Source organism: Nonomuraea sp. NPDC050691 (assembly GCF_040654455.1).
Classification (GTDB): domain Bacteria; phylum Actinomycetota; class Actinomycetes; order Streptosporangiales; family Streptosporangiaceae; genus Nonomuraea.
This window is the reverse complement of sequence record NZ_JBFAIA010000035.1, coordinates 22,637-36,922: the sequence shown is the minus strand read 5'-3', so window position 1 is coordinate 36,922 and position 14,286 is coordinate 22,637. Positions and strand designations below refer to the sequence as shown.

12 protein-coding genes are annotated in these 14,286 nt (G+C 70.9%); 2 read left to right on the top strand and 10 right to left on the bottom strand.

Annotated features, from left to right (window positions below):
- Window positions 1-3 precede the first annotated feature (3 nt).
- From trxB to AB0H81_RS16395, 7 genes are all read right to left on the bottom strand, one after another.
- The gene (gene trxB, locus AB0H81_RS16425) at window positions 4-936 is read right to left on the bottom strand and encodes a thioredoxin-disulfide reductase (RefSeq protein ID WP_358374971.1); all 933 of its coding nucleotides are present in this window, start codon (window positions 934-936) and stop codon (window positions 4-6) included.
- A gap of 144 nt (window positions 937-1,080) precedes the next feature.
- Window positions 1,081-2,022 carry a hypothetical protein gene (locus tag AB0H81_RS16420; RefSeq protein WP_358374968.1) on the bottom strand — a complete coding sequence of 314 codons (942 nt, stop codon included), beginning with the start codon at window positions 2,020-2,022 and terminating at the stop codon, window positions 1,081-1,083.
- A complete protein-coding gene (gene sigM / locus AB0H81_RS16415) occupies window positions 2,012-2,647 on the bottom strand; it encodes an RNA polymerase sigma factor SigM (protein WP_175590210.1) in 636 nt (211 codons plus the stop codon). Before sigM ends, AB0H81_RS16420 begins: the two co-directional genes overlap by 11 nt.
- Before the next feature lie 15 nt (window positions 2,648-2,662).
- A complete protein-coding gene (locus AB0H81_RS16410; protein WP_358374965.1) occupies window positions 2,663-4,183 on the bottom strand; it encodes a protein kinase family protein in 1,521 nt (506 codons plus the stop codon).
- 165 nt (window positions 4,184-4,348) lie between these two features.
- Complete coding sequence (gene murJ / locus AB0H81_RS16405) at window positions 4,349-5,956, bottom strand: murein biosynthesis integral membrane protein MurJ (RefSeq protein WP_358374962.1); 1,608 nt, start codon at window positions 5,954-5,956, stop codon at window positions 4,349-4,351.
- Window positions 5,953-8,181, bottom strand: a complete 2,229-nt coding sequence (locus AB0H81_RS16400) for a DUF6049 family protein (protein ID WP_358374960.1) — start codon at window positions 8,179-8,181, stop codon at window positions 5,953-5,955. The genes murJ and AB0H81_RS16400 overlap by 4 nt, the downstream gene beginning before the upstream one ends.
- A 47-nt stretch (window positions 8,182-8,228) precedes the next feature.
- Window positions 8,229-8,750: a YbaK/EbsC family protein gene (locus AB0H81_RS16395; RefSeq protein ID WP_358374958.1), complete on the bottom strand. Its 522-nt coding sequence runs from the start codon at window positions 8,748-8,750 to the stop codon at window positions 8,229-8,231.
- Between the two features lie 146 nt (window positions 8,751-8,896).
- Here AB0H81_RS16395 and AB0H81_RS16390 point away from each other — a divergent pair, with 146 nt between their 5' ends.
- Window positions 8,897-10,300 (top strand): CCA tRNA nucleotidyltransferase, encoded by a 1,404-nt coding sequence (locus AB0H81_RS16390; protein WP_358375010.1) that lies wholly within the window; start codon window positions 8,897-8,899, stop codon window positions 10,298-10,300.
- Between the two features lie 17 nt (window positions 10,301-10,317).
- On the opposite strand, the gene AB0H81_RS16385 is transcribed toward AB0H81_RS16390, so the two are convergent.
- Complete coding sequence (locus AB0H81_RS16385; protein WP_358374956.1) at window positions 10,318-11,610, bottom strand: MFS transporter; 1,293 nt, start codon at window positions 11,608-11,610, stop codon at window positions 10,318-10,320.
- Window positions 11,611-11,716: 106 nt separating this feature from the next.
- Here AB0H81_RS16385 and idi point away from each other — a divergent pair, with 106 nt between their 5' ends.
- Window positions 11,717-12,310 carry an isopentenyl-diphosphate Delta-isomerase gene (idi, locus tag AB0H81_RS16380; RefSeq protein WP_358374953.1) on the top strand — a complete coding sequence of 198 codons (594 nt, stop codon included), beginning with the start codon at window positions 11,717-11,719 and terminating at the stop codon, window positions 12,308-12,310.
- A gap of 182 nt (window positions 12,311-12,492) precedes the next feature.
- On the opposite strand, the gene AB0H81_RS16375 is transcribed toward idi, so the two are convergent.
- Both AB0H81_RS16375 and AB0H81_RS16370 read right to left on the bottom strand, forming a co-directional pair.
- On the bottom strand, window positions 12,493-13,572 hold the full coding sequence (locus AB0H81_RS16375; protein ID WP_358374950.1) for an inositol-3-phosphate synthase: 1,080 nt from the start codon (window positions 13,570-13,572) through the stop codon (window positions 12,493-12,495).
- 13 nt (window positions 13,573-13,585) lie between these two features.
- Window positions 13,586-14,170, bottom strand: a complete 585-nt coding sequence (locus tag AB0H81_RS16370) for a PadR family transcriptional regulator (RefSeq protein ID WP_175604061.1) — start codon at window positions 14,168-14,170, stop codon at window positions 13,586-13,588.
- Between the last annotated feature and the right edge of the window lie 116 nt (window positions 14,171-14,286).

Genomic DNA, 14,286 nt, shown 5'->3' with positions numbered 1-14,286 from the left:
TCCTTAACTCTCGTGTGCGGCCAGCCAGCGCTCGGAGTCGAGAGACGCCGAGCAGCCGGTGCCGGCCGCGGTGATGGCCTGACGGTAGGTGTGGTCGACGACGTCGCCGGCGGCGAACACGCCGTCGATGTTCGTCGCGGTGCTGGGGGAGGCGACCTTGACGTAGCCGTCTTCGTCGAGGTCGATCTGGCCCTTGACCAGCTCGGTGCGCGGGTCGTGGCCGATCGCGAGGAAGAGCGCGTCGGTCGCGAGCTCGCACTCCTCGCCGGTCTTGACGTTGCGCAGCTTCACGGCCTCGACCCGGGAGTCACCGAGGACGTCGACGACCTCGCTGTCCCAGACGAAGCGGATCTTGTCGTTGGCGAACGCCCGCTCCTGCATGATCTTGCTGGCGCGGAGCTGGTCGCGGCGGTGGACGACCGTGACCATGCGGCCGAACCGGGTCAGGAACGTGGCCTCCTCCATCGCAGTGTCACCACCGCCGACGACCACGATGTCCTTGTTGCGGAAGAAGAACCCGTCACAGGTGGCGCACCAGGAGACGCCGCGGCCGGACAGTCGCTTCTCGTTCTCCAGACCCAGCTCGCGGTAGCCGGAGCCCATCGCCAGGATGACCGACTTCGCGTAGTAGGTGTCGCTGTAGGTCTTGACCACCTTGGGGTTGGCTTCCAGGTCGACCTCGACCACGTCGTCGGCCACCAGCTCGGCGCCGAACCGCTCGGCCTGCTTGCGCAGGTTGTCCATCAGGTCGGGACCCATGATGCCGTCGGGGAACCCGGGGAAGTTCTCCACGTCGGTGGTGTTCATCAGGGCGCCACCGGCGGTGACGGAGCCCTCGAAGACCAGCGGGTTGAGCTCGGCGCGCGCGGAGTAGACGGCCGCGGTGTAGCCAGCGGGCCCGGACCCGATGATGATCACGTTACGAACGTCGCTCAACGCTCCCACGCCTTCCTCGTCTGCTTTTTGCCAGTGGCGTCAACAGATCCTAGGCCGCGGAGATTCCCGCCCCTACCCGCGACGCCCGGTTCAAACGAAAGAGCCCGCCGAAGCGGGCTCTGACGCGTTGTCACGATCGTGAGGTCACCAGCGGCCGAGTCTCGGCTTGCGCAGGTTCTTGCAGTGGTACGGGTCCACGACGTCGAGGCGGACCCGCTTGGCGGCCTCGTCCTTCCAGGACGCCACGATCACGGCCTCCTGGCCGTTGTACTGCCCCTGGTCGACGGCGAAGACCTTCAGCCTGGTCCGGTCGGCGACCCGGTCGACGCAGGTGGCGACCGTGTTGGTCTCGGGCCCGGCCACGATCGGCGCCGGCCCGAGGAAGCGCTCCAGGGGCTGCCGCAGCTCCTCGTCGCTGTAGTTGTGGTCGCTGTTGGTCAGCGCGTACGGCCTGGGAGGCTTCGCCGTCGCCCTGGCCGACGAGGGCTGCGGCTGGGCCACGACCTGGGCGCTGCCGCCCGTTCCGCCGTCTCCATCCGCGAGGAGGAGGTTGCCGGAGACCACGACGCCGCCCACGACGGCCGCTGCCGCCGCGGCGACCGCGGGCAGGGCCCACCGGCGCCGTCGCGCGACGCGGCGCCCGGCCGGGACGATGGTCCCGTCGTCGGCGACCACACCGAGCCGCACGGGCTCCTCGACCGAGACAGGCTCGGCCGGGATGTGCTGCGGCACCAGCCGGGCGGCGGGCACCAGGCGGGCGGGCTCGCTCACCTCGGCCGGTCGCTGCCACGGGGCGTCCCGCATGAGCTCGTCCCAGTCGGGGGCCTCGGCGAGGTCCACCCCTCCTCGTCTCTGCTCGGCCTCGGCGGCGAGCGCCTTGTCGATGCGTAGTGCGACACCCATCGGCATGGCCGGTGTGGGGGTCGCCGCGAGCACCTCGCGAACCGCCGCCAGGTCGGCCAGGAGCTCCCCACAGGGGTCGCATACCGCGAGATGGTCGCGGACCTGGCAGGCCATGCCGACGTCCAGGAGACCCTCTGCCAACTCGGCGAGGACCTCCAGATCGTAGTGCGTATCACCCGTCACGAAGTTCTGCTCCCTTCGCGGATGAGACGCGACTGAGGTTCGATCGGTTCCGCAGATGCGAAAGAATCGGGGCAAGTTTCGCCCGGCCGCGCGCGCACCGGCTCTTGACCGTGCCGCTGGGCACACCAAGCACCTGAGCTGCGTCTTCGACCGAATACCCCATCATGTCGACGAGCACGAGGGCCGCCCGCTGGTCGGGCGGCAGCAGTTTCAACGCGGCCGAAACCTCCATGGACACCTCCCGCTCGACCGTCTGGTCAGGCATGGGCGTCTCACGCTCGGCGGCCTCGATGAGCTCGTCGTCGGCCACCGGCCGGATCGACTTGCGGCGCATCCGGTCGAGGCAGGCGTTGACGACGATGCGGTGGAGCCAGGTGGTGACGGCCGCCTCGCCGCGGAACGAGCCCGCCTTGCGATAGGCGGACACGAACGCGTCCTGCACGGCGTCGGCCGCCTCGTCGGGGTCGCCCAGTGTGCGCAGGGCGACGGCCCACATGCGGTCACGGTGCCTCTTGACGATCTCGCTGAACGCGTGTGGATCCCCGTCGATGTGCGCGGTCAGCAGCTCGGCGTCGCTGATCGCCGGCCGCTCCGCTGATGAAGGTGTCTCGGGTGGGGAGTTCACAAGAGGGATTCCTGGTTATGCCGATCCGGGGGAATGGACCACTACCTCATAGATGGTGCCATGAAAGCCGCCCGCATCTGCCGGAAGACGAGTAAACCAGATCAAAACGTACTGACCGGTGGTCGCTTGATCGGGTTTGAGGGTGACCTTCCCGGAGGCGCCCTTCTGCTTGGTGACCGTCTTGAGCGCCGAGAGCTCCGGCGCGTCGCCCACCTTGAGCTCCACGGTCGAGCCGCTCGCGCTGGACAGCGTGGCCACCACGTCGCTGATCTGCACCGGCTTGCCCATGTCGAGCAGCAGGCCGACGCCGTCCTTGAGATTGCCCAGCTCAGCGGTGTTGTAGTTGTCGGTCTTCCAGAACGTGCTCGGCTTGCCGTCGAGCGTCAGCTCGGCGCCGGTGTTCTCCTCCTTGTCGCCCAAGGGGTCGAACGCGATCGCCTTCTTCGGCTTGACCGCCTGCGGCGCCGCCGTGGCGGACGGCGAGGCCGCCGTCGGGGTGCCCTGCGCCTCCTGGCCGCCGTTGCCGGCGCCCAGGCTGCGGCCGATCGTCCACGCGCCGACGCCCACCGCGGCGATGACGAGCAGCACCACGACCGTCATGAGCGCCCGGTTGACCGCGCCGCCGCCCTGCCGGCCGCCGCGCTGCGGGACGGTCAGGTGCTGGATCGCCGGCTGGGGACGCGGGGGCCGCACGTCGGTGTCGAGACCCTCGGACGGCGAGGTGACCGTCACCGAGGGCGGGGAGGACGGGTAGTCGATCGGGATCGGCATCGGCCGCGCGACGCCGGCCAGCGCCTCGGCCACCGCGGCCGGGCTGGTCAGCGCCCCGTGGCCCTTGCGCGACTCGGGCAGGCACGCCTTGACCGTGACCGTGTCGAGGTAGCTCGGCACCCCCGCGGTCACCTGGCGGGGCGTGCAGAAGTGGCCGTCGGTCATGGGGGCGGGCGGCAGGCCGCCCTCCTCCTCGTCGCCCGGCCAGTGGCCGGTCAGACCGGCGTAGAGCAGCCGGCCGAGGCCCTCGGCGTCGTCGAGGGCGGGCTGGTCGGTGGTGAGCCCGGACAGGGCCGCGTCGACCGCGACGCCGAGCACCTTGACGGTGTTGCCGGTCGTCCACACCAGGTGGGACGGGCGCAGGCACAGGTGGTACAGGTCGGCCTCGTGGGCGTGCGCGAGGGCCTCGGCCGCCTCGGCCACCAGCCCGGCCGCACGCTCCGGGTCGAGCGGGCCGCCCGCCACCAGGTCGGTCAGGGTCTCGCCGGTGACCCACTCGCTGACGACGTAGGAGTAGTCCTCCTCCTCGGCGGCGTCGAACACCTGCGTCAGCCGCGGGTCGGTGAGCCGGCTGGCGGCCCGGGCGGCGGTGACGACCTCGTGGACGCGCGGGAAGTCGGGGGAGAAGGTGTGGACGGCGACGGGGCGGGCGAGGATCTCGTCGATCGCCTTCCACAGGGTGGCGCCGTCGGCTTCGCTCACCCGGTCCTCGAGCCGGAAGCGCTCGGCGAGACGGGTGCCGGGTTCGACCGCCGACGTGCTCACTGACTCACTCCGCTCGGCTGATCGTGCGCGTTCATGACTCGACTGGCCCGCGTGGTCGTGTCCCACGTAGGCACGCTATGCCGGGTGGATCCGCCCACGCCCCTCCTGCTTCCATTCGCGCGTGTGGGCACCATGGTAGTGCCGCGCCGGTTCCGCCCGTGTTCCTTACCGTCCCAGCCGTCCGGCAACCATACCGACGATCGAGTTGACCTCGGGGATGCGCATCCGGTGGGCCACGGCGAGGTACAGCAGCATGCCCACGCCGCCTCCGACCACCAGGATGATCACCGAGGTCAGGAAGGTCAACCCGCCGAACGCGATCTGGACCAGCCACACCACGGCCAGCGCCAGCACGGCCGTGGGCAGGGCGGCGAGGTACATCCGGGTCATGGCCATGCCGATCTGCCAGCCGCCGAGCCCCTGGACCCGCCGGGAGGCCAGCCACCAGGCGACGACCGCCCCGAGAGCGTACGCGACGGCGTAGGCGAAGGCCAGTCCCATCACCGTGTAGGCATAGGGCAGCACCTGGTAGAGAATCCACATGAACAGCGCGTTGAGCATGGTCGTGGCCGCGCCGACGTACACCGGGGTGCGGGTGTCGCCGAAGCTGTAGAAGACGCGCAGCAGGAGCTGGAAGACGGCGAACGGAACCAGGCCCAGGCCGTACACCTGGAGGACGTTGCCGATGTAGACGGCGTCCTGCACCGGCGTGGCGCCGTGGGCGTAGATCGGCACGGTGATCGCCGGGCCGAGCACCATCAGCAGCAGCGACACCGGCACCATGATCGAGCCGATGAGCCGCACGCTGGAGCCGAACTCGCTGCGCACGTCGGCGAAGCGGCCCTCGCTCACCGCGCGGCTCATCCGCGGCAGCGCCGCGGTGATCACCGACACGCCGATGACGCCGTACGGGAGCTGGAAGAGCTGGAAGGCGTACGTGTAGGGAGACAGGCCGTGGCCGTCCACGGCGTCTCCGGCCCGGTTGGCCAGGTTGGCGGTCAGCATGAAGCCGAGCTGGGTGACCACCACGTAGCCGATGGTCCAGATGCCCGCCTTGCCCATCTCGCCGAGCCGGGCGTTGCGCAGGCCGAAGCGCGGCGTGAACGTGAACCCGGCCCGGCGCAGCGCCAGCACCAGCACGACCGCCTGGGCCACGATGCCCGCGGTGGTGCCGAGGCCGAGCAGGGCGAGCTGCCCGTCGGTGACGCGCGCGAGGTCCTTGCCCGCGTCGCCGAACACCACGAGATAGGCGATCAGCACGCCGATGACGACGACGTTGTTGAGGACCGGGGCCCACATGGGGGCGGCGAACCGGTCGCGGGTGTTGAGGATGGCGCCCGCCACCGCGCCGATGCCGAAGAAGGCGAGCTGCGGCAGGATGAACCGGGCCAGGGTCACCGCGACGTCGAGCTTCCGGCCGCTCCAGCCCGTCGTGTAGAGGTCGATGAGCAGCGGCGCGGCCACCACGGCCAGTAAGGCGACGACGGCCAGCGCGACCGTGGCGATGGTCAGCAGACGCTGCTCGTAGGCCCGCCCGCCGTCGGGGTCCTCCTTGTGCGCCCGGACGATCATCGGCACCACGACGCTGCTCAGCACACCGAGCAGCAGCAGGTCCAGGATGCTGTACGGGATGGCGTAGGCCGTGTTGTAGGCGTCGCCCATGCCGGCGGTGCCGATGGCCGTGGCCAGCGCCATGGTGCGCACGAAGCCGGTGACCCTCGACACCATGGTGCCCGCGGCCATGACGGCGCTGGCCCGCAGCATGCGGCTCATACGCTCTCACTCTCCCGACTCCTGGCGGCCCGTTCGAGCCGTCGCTGCGATCTGCGCCTGAGGACCCGGGTCACGACCGCGGCGAGCATGACCGTCAGCGCCGCGCCGACGATCACCAGGGCGATGCCGGTGTAGCCGGTGGTCCGGATGATCAGCTTCACCGGCTTGCCGTACGGCTGCCCGTCGGAGGTGCGCAGCTGGACGGTCACGGCCGAGTCGCCGCTGACGCCCGCCGCCGCCTGCATCGGGACCTGGAGGGTGCCGCTCTGGCCGTTGCCGCCGATCACCAGCCTGCGGGACGCCTGGGGCCTGATCTTCAGCAGCTTGGGGGTGTTGGAGGTGACGTCGACGTCGACGGTGATCTCGGCCGGCAGCGAGTTCTTGACGCTGATGGGCACGACGCCGTCGGAGCCGGCCAGGGTGCGTGGCCGGTCGGGGTCGGCGCCGGTGATCGTGATCATGTCCATCCGGGCGTTCACGGCGTCCCTGACCAGTTCGGCCGCGGCGCGTCCGGCCCGGGTCTGGTTGCGCCAGGCGGAGGACGTCAGCCGCAGCACGGCCGCGTCGAAGGCGGACGGCGGCTTGCTCGTGGTGATGAGCGAGGTGAGCTCGGCCTTCTGTGCGATCTCCTTGACCGGGGTCAGGTACTTGCGGCCGAGCTCCTCCTTGCGGTCCTGGTCGGTGTAGGTGAGGCCGGCGCGCTGGGTCTGCGCCGTGCGGACGGCCGTGGTCTTCGGGGCCTTGACGGAGTCGAGCCGGGTGAGCGACAGCCACGGCAGCTCGTTCGCGGTCTTGAGCAGGGCGGAGACGAGCGTGGGATTGGGGTCCCACCGGCGGGAGGGGGCGACGACGATCGACCTCGGGGTGGTCTGCCCCGGCTCGGCCGCGATCATCGCGGTCTCGGCGATGAAGCGCTGGCGGCTCAGCAAGGTCGAGCCGGCGCCGCCACCGGGCTCGAAGAGCCGGCTGAGCGCGGGGTCGGCGACGAGCGCCGTGACCGGGCCGGCGACGCTGTAGAGCGTGGCGGTCGCGTCCGGCGTGACCGCGCCGGGGGCGAAGGCGGTCTGCTGCGTCGTCTGACCGGTCTGGGTGGTCTGCTGGCCCTGCTGCGGCAGGTTGGTGGAGTTGAGCAGGACCTTGCGGACCGGGGCGACGCCCGGCTTGCCGACGGCCAGCAGGTCGAGCGCGTCGGCGTCGAGCAGCCCGGACGCCGGCCAGTTGATCGAGGTCGAGACCTCGGGCCGCAGGAGCTGGGTGGCCCTCTGCCCGCCCAGCTCGATCGCCCGGCCGACCTGCGTGTCGAACCCCTGGTGGGCCAGCGCGGCCACGTCGGGGTCGGCGTACGGGGTGGCGACGACGGGGGAGTCGGCCAGGGCGGTGCGCAGGTCGTTCAGCCACTGGGCCGCCGCGCCGTCGGCCGGCTTCCTGGCCGGGCCGTCCTTACCGGCGACGGTGTACGGCTTGGACATGGCGGTGAGGTCGTCGAGCAGGGCGGCGTCGACGAACCAGGTGACGTCCGGGGGCGCCGTCTTGGCGATCTGGAGCAGGTCGGCGAGCCGGCCCTTGCCGGCCAGGGATGCGCTCAGCTTGTCGTCGGCGAAGGTCGGGTCGTCGGAGTGACGCGGCTGGTCGACGACGCGGTGCGGCTGGTCGATCAACGGCAGGGCGACGGCCAGCTTGTTGCGCACCGGCTTGGGCTGCTGGGGCGCGTACGTGACGAACGTGCGCTGCGTGGCGAGGCGGCGCCATCCGGCCTGCTGGACCTCGATCGCGATCGGGTAGACGCCGAAGCGCGGCGTGCCCGGGGAGGCGAGCTGCGCCGGGGTCAGCGTGAACTCCCACGGCGCCGAGGCGCCCGCCGCCACCGGCGGCACGGTCACCTGGGAGGTGGGGGACACGCTGCCGGGAAGCGTCTGGTCGGTCTGGTCGGCCTGGTAGGTCTCCAGGGCCGCCCGGTCGGGGAGCGGCTGCGTCTGGTAGCGCAGCCGGACGAGCAGGCCCGCCAGATCGCTGCCCGTGTCGTTGCGCAGCGTGCCGGAAACCTTGATCACGTCGGCCGCGCCCTTGGCCCACTCGGGTGTGACGGAGGTCACGGTCAGGACAAGCCCCTGCCTGCCGGCCTGGGCGACGGTCGTCTTCGCGGCAGCCGTGCCCGGCGTCGCCGCGCCCACGGGGGCGAGCAACGCTGCGGAGACGACGGCGAGCAGCGTGGCCTTACGGATCACGCGTCCGCCCGGGCTGGAGTACGGCGCACGCCCGCAATGGTACGGGCTCAGTGCCGCAGCGCGATCGCCTCACGTGATCCCCTGGGTCGGGGAATCCTCAGGTCCACGGTCTTGCCGGAAAGGAGAGACAGCAGGTCGAGGGCCCGCATGCCGACCGCGGTGTGTCGCTCGCCGCTGGCCATGAAGATCGGCTCGGCGTCGCCGGCGAGCCGGTCGTCGACCAGCACCGGGAGCCGGCGTGGCAGCAGCAGCGGGCCCACGAGCCCGGCGGCGTAGTCGGTGGCGGAGTTGACCAGGAACGCGGGGGCGGGCCGCACGTCGCGGGCCCCCAGCAGGGCGCCGACGGCCCCCGGACGCGGTGGCGTGGCGACCGAGGAGACGACGGCGACGACCTCGCGTCCGAGCCTCGTGGTGACCTCGAACACCGTGACCATGACGCACCTCTCGGGCGCGGCGGAGATCGTCGCGGGCAGCTCGTCCACGCGAGTGATGGGACGAGGAAGGCGTACGATCTCATGGTGGACCTGGTGCGCGAGGAGCCAGCGGTGGATCGCGAGGGCGTCCTTCATGAACACGCTCCTTCGTTCCTTGGCCCCCGACGGTCCTCTTGACCGACGGTAACCCGGACCTCATGTGGCCCGGGGGATATGTTCCGGAATCGAAGGACCTACCCAGCTTGTCCGACTCAAATCTGACCGACAACCAGCAGCGGGCCATGACCGACCTGTTCCGTAAGATCGCCCCCGTGGCCGACGAGCTCGGCCGCCTGTTCGCCGACCAGGGCCACGAACTGGCCCTCGTGGGCGGCCCTGTGCGCGACATGCTGCTCGGCCGCCCCGGCAACGACCTCGACCTCACCACCGACGCCCACCCCGAGCGCGTGCTGTCCCTCGTGCGCGACTGGGCCGACTCGGTGTGGACCATCGGCATCGACTTCGGCACGGTCGGCGTGCGCAAGGGCGGCTGGCTGATCGAGATCACGACGTACCGGAGCGAGTCCTACGACCCCAAGTCGCGCAAGCCGGAGGTCATGTACGGCGAGACGTTGGAGGCCGACCTGGAGCGGCGCGACTTCGCGGTCAACGCGATGGCCGTGCGCCTGCCCGGTCACGAGTTCGTGGACCCGTACGGCGGCCTCGGTGACCTGGCGGCGCGGCGGCTGCGCACGCCGGGCCCGGCCGAGCGGTCCTTCGGCGACGACCCGCTGCGCATGCTGCGCGCCGCGCGCTTCGCCTCCCAGCTCGGTTTCACCGTGGACGACGCCGCCGTCGAGGCGATGACGTCGATGGCCGAGCGCATCGAGATCGTCTCGGCCGAGCGCATCCGCGACGAGCTGAACAAGCTGGTCTCCGGCGCCTACCCCCGCGAGGGCCTGCGGCTGCTGGTCGACACCGGCCTGGCCCAGCACGTGCTGCCCGAGCTGCCCAGGCTGCGCCTGGAGATCGACGAGCACCACCGGCACAAGGACGTCTACGAGCACACGCTGACCGTGCTCGACCAGGCGATCGCCCAGGAGGAGGACGGCCGGGCCGACCCCATCCTGCGCTGGGCGGCGCTCATGCACGACATCGGCAAGCCGAAGACGCGCCGCCACGAGCCGGGCGGCCGGGTCTCCTTCCACCACCACGAGGTGGTCGGCGCCCAGCTGACCAAGAAGCGCATGGCCGAGCTGAGGTTCCCCAAGGACGTCGTGGCCGACGTGTCCCGGCTGGTGGAGCTGCACCTGCGCTTCCACGGCTACGGCACGGGCGAGTGGACCGACAGCGCCGTGCGCCGCTACGTGCGCGACGCGGGCCACCTGCTCACCCGCCTGCACAAGCTCACCCGGGCCGACTGCACGACCCGCAACAAGCGCAAGGCGGCGGCCCTGTCGCGCACCTACGACCAGCTAGAGGAGCGCATCGCCCGGCTGGCCGACGAGGAGGAGCTGGCCAAGATCCGCCCGGAGCTCGACGGCAACGACATCCAGCGCATCCTCGGCGTCGGGCCCGGCCCGGTCGTGGGCCAGGCCTACAAGTTCCTGCTGGAGCTGCGTCTGGACAAGGGCGTCATCGGCACCGAGGCGGCCACCGAGGCGCTGCTGGAGTGGGCCAGGGACAACGGCCTGACCTCCTCCTGAAAGGGACCGAAGGACGGTCAGGAGGACGAGGGCGTGGGCACCGGGGGCCGCACGATCAGGCGGTAGACCAGCGCGGCCACCGGGTAGCCCAGCGTGATGATCGCCACGGCGAGGTAGGACTTGCCGTCGGGCGGCAGGATGGCCGCGGACAGCGCCGCCGCGAGCACGTACATGCCGTTGAACAGCATGTCGTAGATCGAGAAGGCCCGGCCCAGGTAGGCGTCCTCGACGTCGCGCTGCACGGCCGTGTCGGCGCAGATCTTGACGCTCTGACCGGCGAGGCCCAGCACGAAGCCGGCCACCGGCAGCCCCCACTCCTGGAACGGTGTGATCAGCGCCCCCGCGAGCACGCCCGCCGCGGTCAGCGCCATCGGCACCCACCGCTCCAGCGTGAACCGCTCGGTGGCCCACGGCGTGAGGACGACGGCGAGGGTGTAGCCCACACCGGAGGTGGCGACCACCACGCCGATGCCGCGCAGGGCCGCCTCGGCGTCGCCGTCGGTGAAGTGGTAGCGGTACAGGATGATGCCGAGCGCGGTCGCCATGCCGTACAGGAAGCGGTGGGCGGCCATCGCGCCCATCGTGGCGGCTGCCCTGCGGTGCCCCGCCAGGTGCCGGGCGCCGTCCACGAGGCCCCCGAGGACGTGCCGGACCGCCTCGCGCGCCTGCGGCCGGTCCGGGTCGTAGGAGGGGCCGAGCAGCGAGCGCTCCATCGTGCGCGCGATCAGCGCGCTCAGCCCGAACACCACGCCCGAGACGACGAGCAGCAGCGCCGTGCCGTACGCGCCGCCGCCGAACACCTCGCGCAGCAGGAAGCCCAGCCCGGCGCCCACGAACGTCAGGGCGGTGCCGGAGGTGGGGGTGACGGCGTTGGCCGCCATCAGCCGCTCGGGCGGCACGACGTGCGGCAGGGAGGCGCCGAGCGCCGCCAGGAAGAACCGGTTGACCCCGAGCACGCCGAGCGCCGCGGCGTAGAACAGCGGCTCGGGCGCGCCGGCCGCGAGCAGGCCCGCGGCGGCGAGGAGCAGCGTGCCGCGCACCAGCGGCGCGATCACCAGGATCTGCCGTCGTGACCAGCGGTCGATGAAGACGCCCACGAAGGGGCCGAGCACGCTGTACGGGAGGAACAGCACGGCGAGGCCCGCGGCCACGGCCAGCGCGGTGGTCTGCTTCTCGGGGCTGAAGAAGGCGAATCCCGTCACGCCGAACTGGAAGATCCCGTCGGAGAACTGGGAGACCAGCCGGGTGCCGAACAGCCGGCGGAAGTCCCGGCCCTTCAGGACTATCCGGAGATCGGCGACGAACGACACGCAGTCAGCCTAGTCCCGTGCCGGACCTTCCCGGGCGCGGGGAGTTGGCGCCGCAGGTGGCCGAACCCGGTCCTGACCACGGACATGATCACGTACGCTTCGTAGCGTGACGACTGATGAACTGGTGGTGCTGGTCGACGACGAGGGCCGGGCCATCGGCACCGCGCCCAAGACGTCGGTGCACGGCCGGGAGACCCCGCTCCACCTGGCCTTCTCCAGCTACGTCTTCGACGGCGACGGCCGCGTGCTGCTGACCAGGCGCGCCGACCACAAGCTGACCTGGCCCGGCGTGTGGACCAACAGCTGCTGCGGCCATCCGCTGCCGGGCGAGCCGCTCGACCGCGCCGTCACCCGCCGGCTCTCCTACGAGCTGGGCCTGAGCGTCGAGCACGCCGACCTGGTGCTGCCCACGTTCGCCTACCGGGCCGTCATGGGCAACGGCGTCGTGGAGCACGAGCTGTGCCCCGTCTACCGCGTCACGGCCGAGGCCCCGGCGGTGTCCAACCCGGAGGAGGTGGGGGACACGCGGTGGATGCCGTGGCAGGAGTTCGCCGCGCGCGTGCTGGAGGGAGAGCTGGCCATCTCGCCGTGGTGCGCCGAACAGGTGCCGCTCCTGGTCGGGCTCGGCCCCGACCCGATGGCCTGGCCCACGGCCGCCGAGGCCGAGCTGCCGCCCGCGGCCCGGGTCGCCACCGGCTGACGCCTTGGGGCGCCACCGGCGCACGTCCTTGGGGGCGCCACCGGTTGACGCCCTGACCCCGGCGACGGCCCGCCGGACGCCGTGACGGCGGCCGGCCCCGTGCGGGGCCGGCCGCCGTCTCCCTGGAATTCCTCAGCCACGTGCGGCGACTGGGGCCTCCTCGGCTGTGCCGTGACAGGGATTTACCTGTCGACCTCGCCGCGGATGAACTTCTCGACGTAGTCGCGCGCCTCCTCGTCGGAGTACTGCTCGGGCGGCGACTTCATGAAGTACGACGACGCGCTGAGGATCGGGCCGGCGATGCCCCGGTCGAGGGCGATCTTGGCCGCGCGCACCGCGTCGATGATGATGCCGGCCGAGTTGGGCGAGTCCCACACCTCGAGCTTGTACTCCAGGTTGAGCGGGGTGTCGCCGAACGAGCGGCCCTCCAGGCGGATGTAGGCCCACTTGCGGTCGTCGAGCCACGGCACGTGGTCCGACGGGCCGATGTGCACGTCGGCCTTGCGCATCTCGTGCGGGATCTGCGAGGTGACCGACTGGGTCTTGGAGATCTTCTTCGACTGGAGCCGCTTGCGCTCCAGCATGTTCATGAAGTCCATGTTGCCGCCGAAGTTGAGCTGGTACGTGCGCAGCAGCTCGACCCCGCGGTCCTCGAACAGCTTGGCCAGGACGCGGTGCGTGATGGTGGCGCCGACCTGCGACTTGATGTCGTCGCCGACGATCGGCACACCGGCCTGCGTGAACTTCTCGGCCCACTCGGGGTCGGAGGCGATGAAGACCGGCAGCGCGTTGACGAAGGCGACCTTGGCGTCGATCGCGCACTGCGCGTAGAAGCGGTCGGCCTCCTCGGAGCCCACGGGCAGGTAGGAGACCAGGACGTCGACCTGGTTGTCGCGGAGCACCTGGACGACGTCCACGGGCTCCTCGTCCGACTCCTCGATGATCTCGCGGTAGTACTCGCCCAGACCGTCGAAGGTGTGGCCGCGCTGGACGACCACTCCCGTCGGAGGCACGTCCGTGATCTTTATGGTGTTGTTCTCGCTGGCGACGATCGCCTCGGAGAGGTCACGGCCGACCTTCTTGGCGTCCACGTCGAAGGCGGCGACGAACTCGACGTCGCCCACGTGGTAGTCGCCGAACTTCACGTGCATCAGGCCAGGCACCCGGACGGCCGGGTCGGCGTCCTTGTAGTAGTGAACGCCCTGGACCAGTGACGCAGCGCAGTTGCCGACACCGACAATGGCCACGCGAACCGAACCCATCGCACTCGCTCCCTTACTCATCAGTTGACGTGGTATCTCTCTCGGGCTCTTGCGACGCCCGTCTCTCTGTCGCGATCAGCTCGTTCAGCCAACGCACCTCGCGTTCGACCGATTCGAGTCCGTGACGCTGCAACTCCAGCGTGTAGCTGTCCAGGCGCTCCCTGGTGCGGGCCAGGGCGGTGCGCACGCTGTCCAGGCGCTCCTCCAGGCGGCTGCGGCGGCCTTCGAGGATGCGCAGGCGCACCTCGGCCTCCGTGTGCCTGAAGAAGGCGAAGTGGACGCCGAAGCTCTCGTCCTCCCACGCCGACGGACCGGCCTGGGTGAGCAGCTCGTGCAGCCGCTCCTTCCCCTCCGCCGTCAGCTTGTAGACGATCTTCGATCGGCCGCCCACGATCGTGGCCGGAGCCGGCTGCTCCTCGGCGATGAGGCCCTGGGCGAGCAGCGACCGCAGGCAGGGGTAGAGCGACCCGTAGGAGAACGCGCGGAACATCCCCAGCAGAGCGTTGAGCCGTTTGCGCAGCTCATAGCCGTGGAGCGGGGTTTCGTGCAACGACCCGAGCACGGCCAGCTCCAGCACTCTGCCTTGTCCGCCGGCCACCGGAACCGCCTCCTCTCGCGTCGATGTATCGAGTCGATACATCCTGAGGATACGTCGGTTCGCTATATCGCGGCAACGAGCGACTTTGCCAAGTCGTTGGGAGCAATCACCAAAAA

Bases quoted from the DNA above. Each gene is read 5' to 3' on its own strand.
- murJ (WP_358374962.1), bottom strand. From the start codon at position 5,956: ATGAGCCGCATGCTGCGGGCCAGCGCCGTCATGGCCGCGGGCACCATG.
- AB0H81_RS16395 (WP_358374958.1), bottom strand. From the start codon at position 8,750: ATGAAGGACGCCCTCGCGATCCACCGCTGGCTCCTCGCGCACCAGGTC.
- AB0H81_RS16390 (WP_358375010.1), top strand. From the start codon at position 8,897: ATGACCGACCTGTTCCGTAAGATCGCCCCCGTGGCCGACGAGCTCGGC.
- AB0H81_RS16375 (WP_358374950.1), bottom strand. From the start codon at position 13,572: ATGGGTTCGGTTCGCGTGGCCATTGTCGGTGTCGGCAACTGCGCTGCG.